Annotated in this window: 22 protein-coding genes; all 22 read left to right on the top strand. The window is 34.6% G+C overall.

Annotation, left to right across the window (positions count from 1 at the left end; genetic code table 11):
* Window positions 1-748: 748 nt before the first annotated feature.
* Window positions 749-1282, top strand: a complete 534-nt coding sequence (locus tag JVV30_RS11155; protein WP_053031283.1) for a GNAT family N-acetyltransferase — start codon at window positions 749-751, stop codon at window positions 1280-1282.
* Window positions 1283-1305: 23 nt separating this feature from the next.
* On the top strand, window positions 1306-2646 hold the full coding sequence (locus JVV30_RS11150) for an aminotransferase class I/II-fold pyridoxal phosphate-dependent enzyme (RefSeq protein ID WP_070854566.1): 1341 nt from the start codon (window positions 1306-1308) through the stop codon (window positions 2644-2646).
* 1 nt (window position 2647) lies between these two features.
* A complete protein-coding gene (gene tmk, locus JVV30_RS11145) occupies window positions 2648-3259 on the top strand; it encodes a dTMP kinase (protein ID WP_070854567.1) in 612 nt (203 codons plus the stop codon).
* A 33-nt stretch (window positions 3260-3292) separates the two neighbouring features.
* Window positions 3293-3622 (top strand): cyclic-di-AMP receptor, encoded by a 330-nt coding sequence (locus tag JVV30_RS11140; protein WP_070854568.1) that lies wholly within the window; start codon window positions 3293-3295, stop codon window positions 3620-3622.
* 276 nt (window positions 3623-3898) lie between these two features.
* On the top strand, window positions 3899-4825 hold the full coding sequence (locus JVV30_RS11135; protein WP_204194247.1) for a DNA polymerase III subunit delta' C-terminal domain-containing protein: 927 nt from the start codon (window positions 3899-3901) through the stop codon (window positions 4823-4825).
* A gap of 1 nt (window position 4826) precedes the next feature.
* Window positions 4827-5630: a PSP1 domain-containing protein gene (locus JVV30_RS11130; RefSeq protein WP_053031292.1), complete on the top strand. Its 804-nt coding sequence runs from the start codon at window positions 4827-4829 to the stop codon at window positions 5628-5630.
* A gap of 15 nt (window positions 5631-5645) precedes the next feature.
* On the top strand, window positions 5646-6044 hold the full coding sequence (gene yabA, locus JVV30_RS11125; RefSeq protein ID WP_053031294.1) for a DNA replication initiation control protein YabA: 399 nt from the start codon (window positions 5646-5648) through the stop codon (window positions 6042-6044).
* Window positions 6045-6201: 157 nt separating this feature from the next.
* The gene (locus JVV30_RS11120; RefSeq protein ID WP_070854570.1) at window positions 6202-6927 is read left to right on the top strand and encodes a tRNA1(Val) (adenine(37)-N6)-methyltransferase; all 726 of its coding nucleotides are present in this window, start codon (window positions 6202-6204) and stop codon (window positions 6925-6927) included.
* Complete coding sequence (locus JVV30_RS11115; protein WP_053031299.1) at window positions 6920-7168, top strand: GIY-YIG nuclease family protein; 249 nt, start codon at window positions 6920-6922, stop codon at window positions 7166-7168. The genes JVV30_RS11120 and JVV30_RS11115 overlap by 8 nt, the downstream gene beginning before the upstream one ends.
* A gap of 2 nt (window positions 7169-7170) precedes the next feature.
* Window positions 7171-8013 (top strand): 16S rRNA (cytidine(1402)-2'-O)-methyltransferase, encoded by an 843-nt coding sequence (gene rsmI, locus JVV30_RS11110; RefSeq protein WP_053031301.1) that lies wholly within the window; start codon window positions 7171-7173, stop codon window positions 8011-8013.
* Window positions 8014-8263: 250 nt separating this feature from the next.
* Entirely contained in the window at window positions 8264-10243 is a 1980-nt protein-coding gene (gene metG, locus JVV30_RS11105) for a methionine--tRNA ligase (protein WP_053031303.1), read from the top strand.
* 29 nt (window positions 10244-10272) lie between these two features.
* Complete coding sequence (locus tag JVV30_RS11100) at window positions 10273-11043, top strand: TatD family hydrolase (protein ID WP_053031305.1); 771 nt, start codon at window positions 10273-10275, stop codon at window positions 11041-11043.
* A gap of 142 nt (window positions 11044-11185) precedes the next feature.
* Window positions 11186-11734 carry a ribonuclease M5 gene (gene rnmV, locus JVV30_RS11095; RefSeq protein ID WP_053031307.1) on the top strand — a complete coding sequence of 183 codons (549 nt, stop codon included), beginning with the start codon at window positions 11186-11188 and terminating at the stop codon, window positions 11732-11734.
* Window positions 11735-11737: 3 nt separating this feature from the next.
* On the top strand, window positions 11738-12628 hold the full coding sequence (gene rsmA, locus JVV30_RS11090) for a 16S rRNA (adenine(1518)-N(6)/adenine(1519)-N(6))-dimethyltransferase RsmA (protein ID WP_070854572.1): 891 nt from the start codon (window positions 11738-11740) through the stop codon (window positions 12626-12628).
* 99 nt (window positions 12629-12727) lie between these two features.
* Window positions 12728-12991, top strand: a complete 264-nt coding sequence (gene veg, locus JVV30_RS11085; protein ID WP_011276767.1) for a biofilm formation stimulator Veg — start codon at window positions 12728-12730, stop codon at window positions 12989-12991.
* 311 nt (window positions 12992-13302) lie between these two features.
* Window positions 13303-14151 carry a 4-(cytidine 5'-diphospho)-2-C-methyl-D-erythritol kinase gene (ispE, locus tag JVV30_RS11080; RefSeq protein ID WP_053031311.1) on the top strand — a complete coding sequence of 283 codons (849 nt, stop codon included), beginning with the start codon at window positions 13303-13305 and terminating at the stop codon, window positions 14149-14151.
* Between the two features lie 15 nt (window positions 14152-14166).
* Complete coding sequence (gene purR, locus JVV30_RS11075; protein WP_053031313.1) at window positions 14167-14991, top strand: pur operon repressor; 825 nt, start codon at window positions 14167-14169, stop codon at window positions 14989-14991.
* A gap of 16 nt (window positions 14992-15007) precedes the next feature.
* Window positions 15008-15388 carry a RidA family protein gene (locus JVV30_RS11070; protein WP_053031315.1) on the top strand — a complete coding sequence of 127 codons (381 nt, stop codon included), beginning with the start codon at window positions 15008-15010 and terminating at the stop codon, window positions 15386-15388.
* Between the two features lie 67 nt (window positions 15389-15455).
* The gene (spoVG, locus tag JVV30_RS11065; protein ID WP_011276763.1) at window positions 15456-15758 is read left to right on the top strand and encodes a septation regulator SpoVG; all 303 of its coding nucleotides are present in this window, start codon (window positions 15456-15458) and stop codon (window positions 15756-15758) included.
* A gap of 211 nt (window positions 15759-15969) precedes the next feature.
* Window positions 15970-17325 carry a bifunctional UDP-N-acetylglucosamine diphosphorylase/glucosamine-1-phosphate N-acetyltransferase GlmU gene (gene glmU / locus JVV30_RS11060; RefSeq protein ID WP_070854575.1) on the top strand — a complete coding sequence of 452 codons (1356 nt, stop codon included), beginning with the start codon at window positions 15970-15972 and terminating at the stop codon, window positions 17323-17325.
* A gap of 111 nt (window positions 17326-17436) precedes the next feature.
* Entirely contained in the window at window positions 17437-18402 is a 966-nt protein-coding gene (locus tag JVV30_RS11055; RefSeq protein WP_107630228.1) for a ribose-phosphate diphosphokinase, read from the top strand.
* 183 nt (window positions 18403-18585) lie between these two features.
* Window positions 18586-19245: a 50S ribosomal protein L25/general stress protein Ctc gene (locus JVV30_RS11050; RefSeq protein ID WP_053031321.1), complete on the top strand. Its 660-nt coding sequence runs from the start codon at window positions 18586-18588 to the stop codon at window positions 19243-19245.
* The last annotated feature ends 230 nt before the right edge of the window (window positions 19246-19475 follow it).

The following is a 19475-nucleotide window of genomic DNA, read 5'->3' as shown; positions in this document are numbered from 1 at the left end:
TCGTATGGATGCGATGAGCCGTTATCGAGACCGTAAGGTCTCTTTTTTTATGCTTAAAAAATCAAACCGAAGGTTTAATGATATATATGTATAATGGCTTTACGAAGAGAAAGCGTTTGAAGCTGATGAGTTGAGAAAATTGAGAAGCGAATTTAGTAGAGCTAAAAGAGCAAGCAATTTTAGAAAAGGAAGAAAGATGCGAGCGCTTGCCTCGAAGTAAAGTAAGGTTCTTAGCGACGATGGTAGCTGATTTACGTTCCGCTAGAGTAGGACGTTGCCAGGCAAATCGTATGGATGCGATGAGCCGATATCGAGACCGTAAGGTCTCTTTTTTTATGCTTAAAAAATCAAACCGAAGGTTTAATGATATATGTATAATGGCTTTACGAAGAGAAAACGTTTGAAGCTGATGAGTTGAGAAAATTGAGAAGCGAGTTTAGTAGAGCTAAAAGAGCAAGCAATTTTAGAAAAGGAAGAAAGATGCGAGCGCTTGTCTCGAAGTAAAGTAAGGTTCTTAGCGGCGATGGTAGCCGATTTACGTTCCGCTAGAGTAGGACGTTGCCAGGCAAATCGTATGGATGTGATGAGCTGATATCGAGATCGAAAGGTCTCTTTTTTTATGCTTAAAATTAAAAGACCTTAAATTTCAGCTTTATATTCTGAAATAAAATATTCGACAAATAAAATAATTGAGTTGCTTTACTTCATTAATTTACTTGCATAAACTGTAATTAAAGGAGTGCTAAAAATGATAATTAGAGCATTAGAAGAAACAGATTTACAATTTGTACATCATCTAAATAATGAATATACGATTATGTCTTATTGGTTTGAAGAGCCATATGAGTCATTAAGTGAATTAAAAACGTTGTATCAAAAACACATTTTAGATGAATCAGAAAGACGATTTATTATTGAAGATAACCAAACATCTATTGGTGTAGTAGAGCTAGTAGAAATCAATTTTGTACATAGAAATTGTGAAATTCAAATTATTATAGACAGTCAATATGGTAATAAAGGATATGCTAAAAAAGCATTTAAAATGGCGATTGATTATGCCTTTTTAGTCTTGAACTTGAATAAAGTATATCTCTATGTAGATGTGAATAATGAAAAAGCCGTGCACATATATAAAAAGGCAGGCTTTACTATTGAAGGTGAATTAAAAGAACACTTTTATACACAAGGGAAGTACAAAGATTCTTATGTTATGGGGTTATTAAAAACGAAGTGGATTGAGCAACGTAATGGCGATGATGATTTATCGCAAGTGCGCTAAATCTGTTAGAAAGTGTGTATAGTATGGAACTTCCAATTTTTGAAAAATTATCTCAATTGGTTAATGAAAAGGCTATTTCATTACACGTACCTGGTCATAAAAATGGGACAATTGGCCGTATAAAAAATTTAGACTTTAAAATGGATATGACCGAAATTACTGGTTTAGATGATTTACATCACCCTGAAGATATCATATTGCAAAGTATGCAGCATTGTCGTAAACATCCAGACTATAATGCCTATTTCTTAATTAATGGTACAACATCAGGTATTTTATCAGTGATACAATCCTTTTCAAAAAGAAACGGGGACTATTTAATTAGTCGTAATGTTCACAAGTCCGTCTTTCACGGCTTAGATATTGTACAACAACCTGCGGATATACTTGCGATGACTAAAAGTAGGGATAGTGATCAATACTTAGGTCCAGACGTACATAATATGAAGTTTAATCATCAAAAGTTAGCAATTGTCACATATCCAAATTATTATGGTGAATGTTTTGATATTAATGAATTTGTTGATAGGGCACATAGTGAAGCAATCCCAGTATTAGTTGATGAAGCCCATGGTGCCCATTTTAACTTAGACCATTTTCCTAAGTCGGCGCTAGAAAGTGGTGCGGATTATGTGGTGCAGTCTTATCATAAAACGTTGCCTGCGCTCACGATGGGTTCCATATTATTTATTCATAAAAATGCCCCGTTAAAAGATGAAATAGTTCGATATTTAGGGTATTTTCAAACGTCAAGTCCATCGTATTTAGTTATGGCTAGCCTTGAACTCGCACACCAATTTTATGTTGATTATGATAGTTCCATATTTCTGGAAAAAAGAAAGCAACTTATAGATACATTAAATAAGACTGGCTTAACTACAGTCTGTGTGAGTGATCCTTTAAAATTATTAATTCAATATCCGGGATATTCTGGGTTTGAAATACAAACATGGTTTGAAAAATTAGGTATATATGTTGAATTAGCTGATGATAAGCAAGTGTTGCTTGTGTTGCCACTATGGCATGAAGATGATACGTATCCATTCGAAGCATTATTAAACAAGATCACTTATTTGAACTTGCCAGTACGGTCAACACATAAACCAATGTCGTCGATTCAACTTCCAGTCGATGAAGGTAAGTATTTCCCTAGTGAGAATGGTGAGGTAACATGGATGCATATTGATCATGCTGAGCATAGCATTTTAGCAGCGCATATTATACCGTACCCACCGGGAATTCCTGTTTGTTTAAAAGGGGAAAGAATAACCCGAAATATGATAAAATTAATGCGAGAATACCTTCAAAAAGGTGATAAAGTTGAAGGTATAAAAAATGAAAAAATATTAGTTAAGGATGAATGAAATGTCGGCATTTATAACGTTTGAGGGTCCTGAGGGTTCAGGTAAAACAACTGTATTGCAACGTGTGTCTGAAAAGTTAGCACAGGATTATCAATTAATTGCTACTAGAGAACCAGGTGGTGTGCCAACTGGTGAAGAAATACGTAAGGTGGTATTGGAAGGTGCAAATATGGATATTCGCACGGAAGCAATGCTATTTGCTGCATCAAGAAGAGAGCATCTAGTAGAAAAAGTTGTGCCTGCGTTGAAAGATGATAAAATTGTCTTATGTGATAGATATATTGATAGTTCTCTTGCATATCAAGGTTATGCAAGGGGTATAGGTATTGAAGAAGTGAAACAATTAAATGACTTTGCAATTAATGGACTTTATCCAGATTTAACGGTTTATTTAGACATTACGGCTGAAGTGGGTAGAGATAGAATTCTCAAAAACCAACGAGATCAGAATCGACTTGATAAAGAAGATATTGCGTTTCACGAGAAGGTGATTGAAGGATATCGACAAATCATTCAAGAAACACCTGAACGTTTCGCAGTAGTAGATGCGACACGTCATATTGATGATGTAGTCAATGAAACTTATGAGATAATCTTAAATTTTTTAAAATAATTATGATATAATAACTAGAAGAGGTGTTTTAAGATGAAAATGATTATAGCGATCGTTCAAGATCAGGATAGTCAGGAACTTTCAGACCAACTCGTAAAAAATAACTTTAGAGCTACAAAATTAGCAACGACTGGTGGATTTTTAAGAGCCGGTAACACTACTTTCTTATGTGGTGTAGATGATGATCGTGTAGATGATATTTTAGCAGTTATCGATCATACTTGTGGTAATAGAGATCAACTTGTTTCACCAATGACACCAATGGGTGGTAGTGCAGATTCATACATACCTTATCCTGTTGAAGTGGAAGTGGGAGGCGCTACAGTATTTGTAATGCCAGTCGAATCATTCCATAGATTTTAATAAATAAATTTTAAAACAATGAAAATGAAATTAAGACACCTTAGATGAATATACAATATTCGAGGTTGGGACAAAACGGCTTATGCTCTGGGACACTAATGCATGGTGTTTAAAGGCAGGTTTAGTAAACTCATTTGCAACATGTTACGTTGTAGAGAAGCGTGATTCGACAAAATTTGAGTCATAATGTTGCTTATCAGTGAGTTTGCCTAAATTCTAAATGCTTTGGTCCTAACCTCTTTTTATATTATAAAGTTGAATAAGGAGTAAGCAAGCATGGATGAACAACAAAAATTAGCGAATGCGTATCATTCAAATAAACTATCGCACGCCTATTTGTTTGAAGGTGATGATGCTCAATCAATGAAGCACGTCGCGATGGAATTTGCAAAACTTATTCTATGTAATGGGAATCAACAATGTGAAATGAAAGTAGAAACGTTCAACCAACCAGACTTCATGTATGTGTCATCTGAGGAGAATTCAATTAAGAAAGAACAAATTGAACAATTGGTTCATCGAATGAATCAATTACCAATTGAAGGCACACATAAAGTTTATATTATTGAGGACTTTGAAAAGCTTACTGTTCAAGGGGAAAATAGTATATTAAAATTTTTAGAAGAGCCTCCTGAGAATACGATAGCCATTTTGCTATCAACGAAGCCAGAACAAATTCTCAATACAATTCATTCACGTTGTCAGCATGTTTATTTTAAACCAAGTGATAAACAGCACTTTATAGATAGATTAGTTGAAGAAGATATCAATAGAGCTGTAGCGGAAATGTTAAGTAGCTATACTACCCAACTCGAAACAGCTAAAGGTTTAAATGAAGAACATGATTTAGTCGCACTTAGGAAAGTAATCTTACATTGGTGTGAGTTATTATTAACAAATAAACCTATGGCGTTAATAGGAATAATAGAATTATTAAAACATGCTAAAAACAGAAAGTTACAATCTCTAACGTTAGCAACGGTAAATGCATTTTTTGAAGATATTATGCATGCCAAAATAGGGATTGATCATCATTTTATATACTCAGATTTAAAAGGTAACATAGAAAAATATGCGAGCCAGTTATCGTTAAATCAAATTATTATCATGTACGATCAAATTACAGAAGCGCACAAAAAATTAATGCAAAATGTTAATCCGACGCTTGTATTTGAACAAATAGTAATCAAAGGTGTGAGTTAGAATGCCAAATATCGTAGGTGTCCAATTTCAAAAAGCTGGGAAATTGGAATATTATGCGCCTAAAGATTTAGACGTAAATGTGAATGATTGGGTTGTTGTCGAATCTAAACGTGGCATTGAAATTGGGAGTGTTAAGTTCCCGCCTAAAGACGTTGAAGATGGTGATGTTACATTACCTTTAAAAGAAATTATACGTGTTGCTACTGATCAAGATATCGAAACATATTATCAAAATGATAGAGATGCAACCGATGCATTACAGTTATGTAAAGACTTAGTTAAAGAACAACAGTTGGATATGCGATTAGTTAATTGCGAATATACATTAGATAAATCAAAAGTGATTTTTAATTTTACAGCAGATGATCGCATTGATTTCCGTAAACTCGTGAAACATTTAGCTCAAAATTTAAAAACGCGTATTGAGTTAAGACAAATTGGTGTTCGAGATGAAGCGAAATTATTAGGTGGTATCGGTCCATGTGGACGTTCGCTATGTTGTGCAACGTTCTTAGGGGATTTTGAACCGGTTTCAATCAAGATGGCTAAAGACCAAAACTTATCTTTAAATCCAACTAAAATTTCCGGTGCTTGTGGTCGATTAATGTGTTGCTTAAAATATGAAAATGATTTCTATGAAGAAGCAAGAGCACAATTGCCTGATTTAGGTGATAAGATTGTGACACCTGAAGGTAAGGGACAAGTTATCGGATTAAATATTTTAGACATCTCAATGCAAGTTAAAATCGATGGTTTAGAACAACCATTAGAATATAAAATGGAAGAATTAGAAGCTTTTAATTAAGGAGGCACGTTACTTTTGAACCGCAATGACCTATTTGAAAAAGTTGTAAGACTTGAAAGTAATGTTAATCAATTAAATCAAGAAATGAGTGAATTGAAAGCATTATCTATCCAACTTATTGAAGAAAATGTTGCATTACAAGTTGAAAATGATAACTTAAAATCATTAATGGCTAAGAGCGAACAAGACGTTGAAGCGGTCAAAGTTGCTAGCCGTGTTGAAAAAGACAACAAACCAGTGAGTAAGGAAAAAGATAATAAAAGTTCAATTAAACATGTAAAGAAACCATTACCAAGTAAGGATAATCTCGCCGTATTATATAGTGAAGGCTTCCACATTTGTAATGGAGAACTATTTGGTAAGCATCGCTATGGTGAAGATTGTTTACTATGTATGAATGTGTTAAATAGTTAGACCTTTGGCATACGTTTAGTGCTAATGGCTTGAAGGTACGTTGTTAAGATACATTGTAATTGCTTAAAACGTACGTTAATGATGAGGGATGGATTTCAACACTTTGAAATATATTGATGTGTTGCAAAGACATCTCTTTTTTAGGAGAAAACAGACCATGTTAAAAGTTAATGAGCGTATTGATGACTTATTTAAGGAAAATTTGAAAATTATTCAAAATGACGATGTGTTTTCATTTTCAACTGATGCATTATTGTTGGGGCATTTTACTGAAGTTAGAAAAAATGATAAAATACTAGATTTATGTGCTGGAAATGGTGTGATTGCACTCTTGTTATCCGCTAAGGGCTCCCAACCTATAGAGAGTATTGAGATACAAGAACAGCTCGTTGATATGGCGCGTCGCAGTTTCGAATTTAATCGTTTAAACGATCGATTGCTAATGCATCATATGGATTTAAAAGAAGTGTATCAAAATTTCAAACCATCGCAGTATACATTAGTTACGTGTAATCCACCCTACTTTAAAGCGAATCAACGCAATCAGCATCAAAAGGAAGCGCATAAAATAGCAAGACATGAGGTTAAGTGTACATTAGAGGATTGCATGATGGCGGCACGTCATTTATTAAAGCAAGGTGGCCGACTCATGATGGTTCATCGAGCTGAAAGGTTGATGGATGTCTTAACCGAAATGCGTAACGCGAGTATAGAACCCAAACGTGTAGTATTTATTTATAGTAAAATAGACAAATCAGCTGTTACGATAGTGGTAGAGGGACGTAAGAATGGTAATCAAGGGTTAACCATTGCACCACCTTTTTACATCTATAACAACCAGGGTGACTATACTGATGAGATGAAAGAGGTATATTATGGCTAAGCATTATGTATACATTGTTAAATGCAAAGATGATTCATTATATACAGGTTATACTACAAATGTAGAAGCACGTATTGCGACGCATAATGCAGGAAAAGGTGCTAAATATACAAAAGTAAGACGCCCGGTAGTGTTAGTTTATCAAGAAATGTTTGATTCAAAATCAGAAGCCATGCGCAGAGAATATGAAATTAAAACATTTACAAGACAACAAAAATTAAAAATGATTGGGGAGCGTTAAACATGGCGACATTATATCTAGTAGGGACGCCTATTGGTAACCTAGGTGATATTACTTTTCGGGCAATTGAAACTTTGAATCATGTTGATTTCATAGCTTGCGAAGACACACGAGTGACTAAAAAGCTTTGCAATCATTATGATATTCAAACCCCTTTAAAATCGTATCATGAACATAATAAAACGCAACAAACGACATATTTAATTGATCTATTAAATGAAGGGTACAATGTTGCATTAGTGTCTGATGCAGGTTTACCTTTAATAAGTGATCCAGGTTATGAATTAGTAGTTGCTGCCCATAATCATGATATTCATGTCGAAACGGTACCTGGACCTAACGCTGGATTAACTGCGTTGATGGCAAGTGGCTTACCATCTTATACGTATACTTTTTTAGGCTTTTTACCTAGAAAAGAAAAAGAAAAGATCGTGATATTACAGGAAAGAATGTATCAAGACAGCACTTTAATTATTTATGAATCTCCTTTCCGAGTAGTTGAAACATTAAAAGCCATTGCGAAAATTGATGCGACTAGACGCGTTGCAGTTGGTCGTGAATTAACGAAAAAGTTCGAACAAATTGTCATGCAAGATGTTGAACACTTATTACACGCATTTCAACAAGATGAAATTATGCAAAAAGGTGAATTTGTTATTTTGATTGAGGGCGCTAAGCCTCTTGAAACTGAACAATGGTTTGAATCATTGACTATATCTGAACATGTTGAACATTATATGTCAGAACAAAAGATCAAGCCTAAAAAAGCAATTAAGTTAGTTGCGGAAGACCGTCATATGAAAACTGGAGAGGTTTATGACATATACCACAATGTTAACGAATGATGTAGCAAAATTAGACACATCGGTTGATTATTTTTTCAAGGGAATTAGGCTATGAAAATCTTAGAAATCACCCATAAATTAATGAATTTATGGTAATGTTAATAGGATACGACACTAGAAAATGGATATGCGTTATAATGATAAATAACTAAATATTAAAGGAATATCGTGATGCGTTTAAGTATCAAAATGTATAAAAACAAATCGTAAGTATATAGTATTATTTTGTAAATGATGAGGAGGACTATTGATGGCGAAAGAAACATTTTATATTACAACCCCAATTTATTATCCAAGTGGTAATTTACATATCGGTCATGCATATTCAACGGTAGCAGGTGATGTGATTTCACGTTACAAACGTATGCAAGGTTATGATGTTCGTTACCTTACTGGTACAGATGAACATGGCCAAAAAATTCAAGAAAAAGCCCAAAAAGCAGGTAAAACTGAATTAGAGTATTTAGACGAAATGATCAGTGGTATTAAAAAGCTTTGGAGTAAACTAGAAATCTCTAATGATGACTTCATTCGTACGACAGAAGAACGTCATAAACAAGTAGTTGAAAAAGTATTTGAGCGTCTTTTGAAACAAGGTGACATTTACCTTGGTGAGTATGAAGGATGGTATTCGGTACCTGATGAAACATACTATACTGAGTCACAATTAGTAGAACCTGTATATGAAAATGGCAAAATCGTTGGGGGTAAAAGCCCGGATTCTGGTCATGAAGTTGAATTAGTTAAAGAAGAAAGTTATTTCTTTAATATTAATAAATATACAGATAAATTATTAGCGTTTTATGATGCTAATCCAGATTTCATTCAACCACCTTCAAGAAAGAATGAAATGATTAATAACTTTATTAAACCAGGTTTAGAAGACTTAGCCGTATCACGTACATCATTTGACTGGGGTGTTAGAGTTCCATCAAATCCTAAACACGTTGTATACGTATGGATTGATGCACTCGTAAACTATATTTCTTCATTAGGTTATCTATCAGATGACGATGCATTATTCCAAAAATACTGGCCAGCAGATGTACATTTAATGGCAAAGGAAATTGTACGTTTCCACTCAATTATTTGGCCGATTTTATTAATGGCGTTAGACCTACCACTTCCTAAAAAGGTATTTGCACATGGTTGGATTTTGATGAAAGACGGTAAAATGAGTAAATCTAAAGGTAACGTTGTCGATCCAAACGTATTAATCGACCGCTATGGTTTAGATGCAACACGCTACTATTTAATGCGCGAATTACCATTTGGTTCAGATGGTGTGTTCACACCTGAAGCTTTTGTAGAGCGTACAAACTATGATTTAGCGAACGATTTAGGTAACTTAGTGAATCGTACGATTTCTATGATCAATAAGTACTTCCAAGGTGAATTACCTGCTTACGAAGGACCAAAACACGAGTTAGACGAAGATATGGAAGCAATGGCACTTGAAACAGTGAAACACTTCAATGAAAGTATGGAAAGTTTCCAATTCTCTGTGGCATTATCAACGGTATGGAAATTGATTAGTCGTACGAATAAATATATTGATGAGACGACACCATGGGTATTAGCTAAAGATGAAACTCAAAAGGATATGCTTGGTAACGTTATGGCACATTTAGTTGAAAATATTCGATATGCTGCAGTGTTATTACGTCCATTCTTAACACATGCACCTAAAGAAATCTTCAACCAATTAAATATTAATGAACCTGAATTGTTTGAATTAGAAAGCCTTGAGCAATACGGTGCATTGAAACAACCTATTATGGTAACTGAGAAACCAACACCAATTTTCCCACGTTTAGATACTGATGCGGAAATAGCATATATTAAAGAATCTATGCAACCTCCAAAATCTGAAGAATCTAAAGAAGAAGCGGAAGTACCAAGTAAAGCACAAATTGATATTAAAGATTTCGACAAAGTTGAAATTAAAGCGGCAACTATTACAGATGCTGAAAATGTTCCAAAATCTGATAAATTACTAAAAATTCAAATCGATTTAGGCTCAGAACAACGACAAATTGTTTCTGGTATTGCTAAATTCTATCGTCCAGAAGATATTATTGGTAAAAAAGTAGCAGTAGTTACAAACTTAAAACCAGCAAAATTAATGGGCCAAAAATCTGAAGGAATGATTTTATCAGCTGAAAAAGACGGTGTTTTAACATTAGTTAGCTTGCCAAGTGCAATTCCAAATGGTGCAGTTATTAAATAGTAATAAAGTGTAAAATGAGGAGAGATAAAATGTTAATCGATACACATGTCCATTTAAATGATGAACAATATGCAGAAGATTTAACTGAAGTCATTTCTCGTGCGAGAGAAGCAGGTGTTGACCGTATGTTTGTTGTTGGTTTTGATACACCGACAATTGAACGTGCGATGACATTAATAGATGAATATGATTTTATTTATGGCATTATTGGTTGGCACCCTGTTGATGCTATTGATTTCACAGATGAACGTTTACAATGGATTGAACAATTAGCACAACATCCTAAAGTCATTGGTATAGGAGAAATGGGATTAGACTATCATTGGGATAAATCTCCAGCGGATGTTCAAAAAGATGTGTTTAGAAAGCAAATTGCGCTCGCTAAAAGGGTAAACTTGCCTATTATTATTCACAATCGTGAAGCGACGCAAGATTGTGTCGATATATTGATGGAAGAGCATGCTGAAGAAGTAGGCGGCATTATGCATAGCTTTAGTGGTTCTCCTGAAATCGCAGATGTGGTTATTAATAAATTAAATTTCCATATTTCTTTAGGTGGGCCAGTTACGTTTAAGAATGCTAAGCAACCTAAAGAGGTCGCAAAACATGTACCTATGGATAGATTATTAGTTGAAACAGATGCGCCTTATCTTTCACCTCATCCTTACAGAGGTAAACGTAATGAACCTGAACGTGTGACTTTAGTTGCACAACAAATTGCTGAATTACGTGGAATGACATATGAAGATGTATGTCGTCAGACTACCGAAAATGCTGAACGTTTATTTAAATTAAAATAATATGATATGTCTGAGAAAGATGTTAAACCGTGTCTGTCATGGTATGATTTTAGCAACATGACACACGGCATCTTTCTCATTTTTTATATGATGAGCAGTTATAATATATGTGAAATGAATTTGAAAGGTAAGGATTTTTATTATGAAAATCAATGAATTTATCGTCGTAGAAGGTAGAGATGATACAGAACGTGTAAAGTCGGCTGTTGAATGTGACACGATTGAAACAAATGGTAGTGCCATTAATAAAGAAACGTTAGCAGTCATCCAAAATGCACAAGAAACAAGAGGAGTGATTGTATTAACGGACCCTGACTTTCCAGGTGATAAAATACGACACACGATTACAGAACATGTTTCAGGCGTTAAACATGCGTATTTAGATCGAGAGAAGGCTAAAAATAAGCGTGGTAAAATTGGCGTTGAACATGCAGATCCCCAAGATATTAGAGATGCCTTAATGCATGTCAGCTCTCCTTTTGAAGAAGCGGAAGAGTCAATTGACAAAAGTGTGCTGATTGATTTAGGTTTAATCATCGGCAAAGATGCACGTCGTAGAAGAGACATATTAGGTCGTAAGTTACACATTGGACATTCAAACGGTAAGCAATTATTGAAGAAACTTAATGCATTTGGTTATACAGAAGCAGATGTGCGCGAAGCATTATCTATGGAAAAGGAGAGTGAATAAAAGGTGGAGAGAAAAGATATTGCGACACCTTCACGAACGCGAGCGTTGTTAGATCAATTTGGATTTAACTTTAAAAAAAGTTTAGGACAAAACTTCTTAGTAGATGTTAATATCATTCATAAAATTATAGATGCGAGTCAAATTGATGATCATACAGGTGTGATTGAAGTGGGACCTGGTATGGGGTCTTTAACAGAACAATTAGCGAAGCGTGCTAAAAAAGTGATGTCATTTGAAATAGACCAACGACTGATACCAGTTTTAAAAGAAACGTTAGCGCCTTATGACAATATTACGATTATTAACGAGGATATATTGAAAGCAGACATTGCTAAAGCGGTTGAAACATATCTAAATGATTGTGACAAAATCATGGTCGTAGCTAATCTGCCATATTATATAACAACACCAATTCTACTGAACTTAATGCAACAAGATATTCCGATTGATGGCTATGTTGTGATGATGCAAAAAGAAGTGGGAGAACGTTTGAATGCGCAAGTAGGAACGAAATCGTATGGCTCATTATCTATTGTCACACAGTACTATACTGAAACAAGTAAAGTGTTAACTGTGCCTAAATCTGTATTTATGCCACCACCTAATGTAGACTCCATAGTGGTTAAATTAATGCAAAGAGAAACGCCACTCGTTCACGTGGATAATGAAGAAGCGTTCTTTAAATTAGCTAAAGCAGCGTTTGCGCAAAGACGTAAAACAATTAACAACAATTATCAGAACTTCTTTAAAGATGGAAAGCAGCATAAAGAAAGTATATTAAAATGGCTTGAACAAACAGGTATTGATCCTAAAAGACGTGGAGAAACGCTATCAATACAAGATTTTGCACGATTGTATGAAGAAAAGAAAAATTTCCCAGAATTAGAAAATTAAATTGTTGACAAAGCGCGACTACATTGATAAAATTTAAATTTTGTTTGACAAAACACCTCGAAATATGGTATTATGTAACTTGTAGCGAGGTGGAGCAATATGCCAAAATCAATTTTGGACATCAAAAATTCTATTGATTGTCACTTAGGAAATCGTATTGTACTAAAAGCCAACGGTGGTCGTAAAAAAACAATCGAACGTTGTGGTGTGTTAAAAGAAACATATCCTTCAGTATTTGTTGTTGAATTAGACCAAGATAAGCATAATTTCGAAAGAGTTTCGTATACATATACGGATGTTCTTACAGAGAACGTACAAGTTTCATTTGAAGAAGATAATCATCAAGAAGTAGTTGCACACTAATTTAGACATAAATATAGAGTGGTTTAGTGTACTTCAACTCTATAATTGAAATGTATTGGGTGTTGGGCTTATTAAGTTCAACGCTCTTTTTTTGTAGCATCATAAAAGTTGTTTAGAATGTGGACAACAAAATGTGTCCAATCTTAATCATTTTACTTCAAAATAATAGAATTTCATCAGAAAACGTATATTAGTAGATTAAAATGATTGATTTATTAAGATTTTACATAAATTTGTCATGTATCTATCAAATATTTTTAGTCTTTGTGTTAAAATCATCTTATTACTATTGATGAAGAGAGGGCGGAAAAATGATATATGAAACGGCACCAGCCAAGATAAATTTGACGCTCGATACACTTTTCAAAAGAAATGACGGATATCATGAAATTGCGATGATTATGACGACTGTTGATTTAAATGATCGCTTGTCTTTTCAAAAAAGAAAAGATAAAAAAATTGTTGTTGATATTGAACATAACTATGTTCCAAACGATCATAAAAATTTAGCTTATCGTGCAGCACAATTGATGATGGAGACGTATGATTTAAAAGCAGGTGTAACCATCACTATAGATAAAGATATTCCTGTTTCTGCCGGATTAGCAGGAGGATCGGCTGATGCAGCTGCTACAATGCGTGGCATTAATCGTCTGTTCAATTTAGATAAATCACTACATGAATTGAGTGAGTTGGGTATTCAAATTGGGACAGATATTCCATTTTGTATTTATAACAGAACTGCAGTATGCAAAGGTAGAGGTGAGAAGATACGCTTCTTAAAAAAGCCTCCTTCAGCTTGGGTTGTGTTGGCGAAGCCTAATTTAGGTATATCATCTCCAGATGTATTCAAGGCGTTGGATTTGGATGACACACATCATGTTGATACAGAAATGTGTGAACAAGCGATTGTTAACGGTAATTATCAACAGTTGTGCCAAAGTTTATCGAATCGTTTAGAACCAGTGTCGATGTCAATGCATCCTGAAATTAGAAAAATAAAGAATAATATGTTGCAGTGTGGTGCAGATGGCGCGCTTATGAGTGGCAGTGGACCGACCGTATATGGACTTGCACAAAAAGAAAGCCAAGCGAAAAAATTATATAATGCTGTAAATGGCTGCTGTAATGAAGTGTATTTAGTTAGATTATTAGGATAGAAGGGTTGAACAACAATGAGGTATAAAAGAAGTGAACGTATCGTCTTTATGACACAGTATTTAATGAACCATCCAAATCAGTTAGTACCTTTAACTTTTTTTGTGAAAAAATTCAAACAAGCCAAATCTTCAATTAGTGAAGATGTTCAAATCATTAAAAATACTTTCCAAAAAGAAAAATTAGGTACAGTTATTACGACAGCAGGCGCTAGTGGCGGTGTAACCTATAAACCGATGATGAGCAAAGAAGAGGCGTCAGAGATTATTGATGAAATTATTGAGCTACTTCAAGAGAAAGAACGATTATTACCGGGTGGCTATCTGTTCTTATCAGATTTAGTCGGAAACCCTTCTTTACTTAATAAAGTTGGCAAATTAATTGCTAGCATTTATATGGAAGAGGACCTTGATGCGGTTGTGACAATCGCTACAAAAGGGATATCACTTGCCAATGCGGTAGCGAACGTATTAAATTTACCTGTAGTAGTAATTAGAAAAGACAATAAAGTTACTGAGGGATCTACTGTATCGATTAACTATGTATCAGGCTCCTCTCGTAAAATCGAAACGATGGTACTTTCTAAACGTACGTTAGCTGAAAATTCTAATGTACTCGTCGTTGATGATTTTATGAGAGCAGGGGGTTCAATTAATGGCGTTATGAATCTGATGAATGAGTTTAAGGCACACGTTAAAGGGGTATCTGTACTTGTAGAATCAAAAGAAGTTAAACAAAGATTGATTGAGGATTATACTTCTTTAGTTAAATTATCTGATGTAGATGAATATAATCAGGAATTTAAAGTAGAACCTGGCAATAGTTTGTCTAAATTTTCTTAAAAGGAGTTTTTACATCATGAAAATGATTAACACTAACAAAGCACCAGAAGCTTTAGGACCATACTCACATGCTATGGTTGTGAATAATTTAGTATTTACATCTGGACAAATCCCATTAGATACTGAAGGGAATATTGTCAGTGATGATGTGAAAGAACAAACAAAACAAGTGCTAGACAATTTGTCTGTAGTACTTGAAGAAGCTGGTTCGGATTTAAACTCAGTTGTGAAAGCAACCATCTTTATCTCCGATATGAATGAATTTCAACAAATAAACGAAGTATATGGTAGTTATTTCAGCGAACATCAACCAGCACGTAGTTGTGTTGAAGTTGCACGCTTACCTAAAGACGTTAAAGTTGAAATTGAAGTTGTAGGTAAAGTAAAAGGAATATAATTTCCTTGATTAGAGAATTGTCAAGCTTCTAACAAACAAAGATATATATACTAGGGGGGCTCACTACATGAAAGTGACAGATGTTAGACTTAGAAAAATACAAACAGATGGCAGAATGAAAGCACTTGTTTCAATTACATTAGATGAAGCTTTTGTAATTCATGATTTACGTGTAATTGAAGGAAACTCAGGTCTTTTCGTTGCAATGCCAAGTAAACGTACACCAGATGGTGAATTCCGTGATATCGCGCATCCAATTAACTCTGATATGAGACAAGAAATTCAAGATGCCGTTATGAAAGTATATGACGAAACAGATGAAGTTATTCCAGATAAAAACGCTTCATCAGAAGATTCAGACGAAGCTTAAATAAACCATACATTCATAGCAGGTTCAACATTAAATGTGTTGAACCTGCTTTTTTAAGTTGTGAAATGTATGCTAAAGTATTCAAGTTGTGTATACATATTTTTGAAAATTTAAATAGACTAAATGATAAAACCTTCTAAATCTTGAAACTCGAACTTGAGTTAAATTATAATAAATTAGAAGTGTAAAATTTATTGGAGGGTTACCATTCATGCAAAGAAATGCGGTAATATTAGCAGCTGGAAAAGGTACTAGAATGAAATCAAATAAATATAAAGTACTACATGAAGTTGCAGGGAAATCAATGGTAGAACATGTGTTAACAAATGTTAAGCATGCTGGTGTGAACCAAATCGTGACAATCGTTGGTCACGGTGCTGAAGATGTTAAAGCAACTTTAGGAGATCAATCATTATATAGTTATCAAGAAGAACAATTGGGAACAGCGCACGCAGTAAAGATGGCCAATGAGCATTTAGAAAATATGGAAGGCACAACATTAGTTGTTTGTGGAGATACACCACTTATCACTGCACATACGTTGCAGAAGTTAATTGAGCATCATGAAAGTACGCATGCACAAGCGACAGTATTATCAGCAACTGCTCAAATTCCATTTGGTTACGGTCGTATTGTTCGAGATGAGGCGCACAGATTACAACGTATCGTTGAAGAAAAAGATGCGACAAAAGAAGAAAAGGCATTAACTGAAATTAGCTCAGGTATTTTTGCATTCGATAACCAAGTGCTTTTTTCTAAATTAGCGGAAGTTAAAAATGACAACGCGCAAGGAGAATATTACTTGCCTGATGTGATTACTTTAATCTTAGAAGATGAAGGTATTGCAGAAGTCTATCATACTGATGATTTTAATGAAATTATGGGTGTAAATGATCGTGTGATGTTAAGTAATGCTGAAAAAGCGTTACAACAACGTATTAATATTGCGCACATGAGAAATGGTGTAACGATTATTGACCCTACAACTACATTTATTGGTCCGGATGTTAAGATTGGTATGGACACAATTATTGAACCTGGTGTGCGAATTAATGGTGACACAACAATTGGAGAAGAAACTGTTATTGGACAATATTCTGAAATCAACAATAGTCGTATTGGCGCACATGTTGATATCAAACAATCAGTGATTAATGACGCTGTTGTGGGTGATAAAACAAAAGTGGGTCCATTTGCGCAATTAAGACCGGGTTCTAACTTAGGTTCAGAAGTGAAAGTCGGCAACTTTGTAGAAGTGAAAAAAGCAGACCTTAAAGATGGTGCTAAAGTATCTCATTTAAGTTATATCGGAGATGCTGAAATCGGTGAACGTACGAATATTGGTTGTGGTTCAATTACTGTAAATTATGATGGTGTAAACAAATTCAAAACGGTTGTTGGTAAAGATGCATTTATTGGTTGTAATACTAACTTAGTAGCACCTGTAACTGTAGGTAATGGCGTATTAATTGCTGCAGGATCTACAATTACGGACAACGTACCTAATGAAAGTTTAGCGCTTGCGCGTGCCCGTCAAATCACAAAAGAGGGCTATCTTAAAAAGTAAGTTTTTGATAAAATTTCGTATCTCTTTTCTACAATTTTTTGTTGAACATAGTAAAAACGATTGATTTTTTATATAATGAGAGTGTCTAAGTTAAAAATTGGAGGACTATAAATGTTAAATAATGAATACAAGAATTCATCTTTAAAGATTTTTTCTTTAAAAGGAAACGAGCCATTAGCACAAGAAGTAGCTGATCGAGTAGGGATTGAATTAGGGAAATGTTCTGTAAAACGCTTCAGTGATGGAGAAATTCAAATCAATATTGAAGAAAGTATTCGTGGATGTGATGTCTTCATTATCCAACCAACTTCAAATCCGGTTAATTTACACTTGATGGAGCTATTGATTATGATCGATGCATGTAAACGTGCATCAGCAGCTAACATCAATATTGTGGTTCCATACTATGGCTATGCACGACAAGATAGAAAAGCACGTAGCCGTGAACCTATTACAGCTAAATTAGTAGCGAACTTAATTGAAACAGCTGGCGCTAATCGCATGATTGCTTTAGATTTACATGCACCACAAATTCAAGGATTCTTTGATATTCCAATCGACCACTTAATGGGTGTACCTATCATTGGTCAACATTTTGAAAACGACCCTAACATTGACCCAGAAGAATGTGTTGTCGTATCACCTGACCATGGTGGTGTAACACGTGCACGTAAACTTGCCGACATTTTAAAAACTCCGATTGCAATTATTGATAAACGTCGTCCTAAACCAAACGTGGCAGAAGTAATGAATATTGTTGGTGAAATTGAAGGACGTACTGCGATTATTATTGATGATATTATTGATACAGCGGGAACAATTACATTAGCTGCACAAGCGCTTAAAGATAAAGGTGCTAAAGATGTTTATGCATGTTGTACACACCCAGTGTTATCAGGCCCTGCAAAAGAACGTATTGAAAATTCAGCAATTAAAGAATTAATCGTTACAAACTCAATCTTACTTGATGACTCTCGTAAGCCATCAAATACAAAAGAATTATCCGTTGCTGGTTTATTAGCACAAGCAATTATCCGCGTTTATGAACGTGAATCAGTCAGTGTATTATTTGACTAAAGTTTACAAATGCGTTTGACTTATATATTTTAAGCGTGTATAATACATTCGTTCGTGGTTTTACGAACTAATAAACACTTGCAAGCAACTTATAAAGTTGATGGGTAAGTGAAGGGAAGTCCAGAACTTAAGATTCTCACGATAATAAGTATCTAGACTTGAAAATGAAAGGTGGAAATACGAATGGCTTCATTAAAGTCAATCATCCGTCAAGGTAAACAAACACGTTCTGACCTTAAAAAATTACGTAACACAGGTAAAGTACCTGCAGTAGTTTATGGTTATGGTACTAAAAATACTTCAGTTAAAGTTGATGAAGTTGAATTCATCAAAATCATCCGTGAAGTAGGACGTAACGGCGTTATCGATTTAGGCGTTGGTTCTAAAACAATTAAAGTTATGGTGTCTGATTATCAATTCGACCCACTTAAAAACCAAATTACGCACATCGACTTCTTAGCAATCAACATGACTGAAGAACGTACTGTTGACGTACCAGTTCACTTAGTAGGTGAAGCTGTTGGCGCTAAAGAAGGCGGCGTAGTTGAACAACCATTATTCGACTTACAAATTACAGCAACTCCAGAAAATATCCCTGAATCAATTGAAGTAGACATTACTGAATTAGAAGTTAATGATAGCTACTCAGTTGCAGATATTAAAGTTTCTGGTGATTTCACAATTGAAAATGACCCAGAAGAATCTGTTGTAACAGTAGTTCCTCCAACTGATGAACCTACTGAAGAAGAAGTTGAAGCTATGGAAGGTGAATCAGCAACTGAAGAACCTGAAGTAGTTGGTGAAGACAAAGAAGATGACGAAGAAAACAAAGACGAAGAATAATTCGTTGAATGTTATCTTTAATCATTTAGGATAAAACATAATATAAGGCTACAATGCTAAATCGCAGTAGCTAAATGAGTTGATTAGGCACCTATATCAGGTGTGCGCAACGCTAATTATCCTTGCGGGGGTGGAATCATGGATTCGTTAAGAATTCTGTTCTGCCCCTTTTTTGTGTTATTATAGGGAATGTTATAGAATAAGGAATAATTGATATATGCACAATTCTA

The organism is Staphylococcus sp. GDY8P47P (genome assembly GCF_016892225.1).
Classification (GTDB): domain Bacteria; phylum Bacillota; class Bacilli; order Staphylococcales; family Staphylococcaceae; genus Staphylococcus; species Staphylococcus borealis.
Note: the sequence above shows the minus strand (reverse complement) of the source record. Positions and strands in the feature narration are given on the sequence as shown.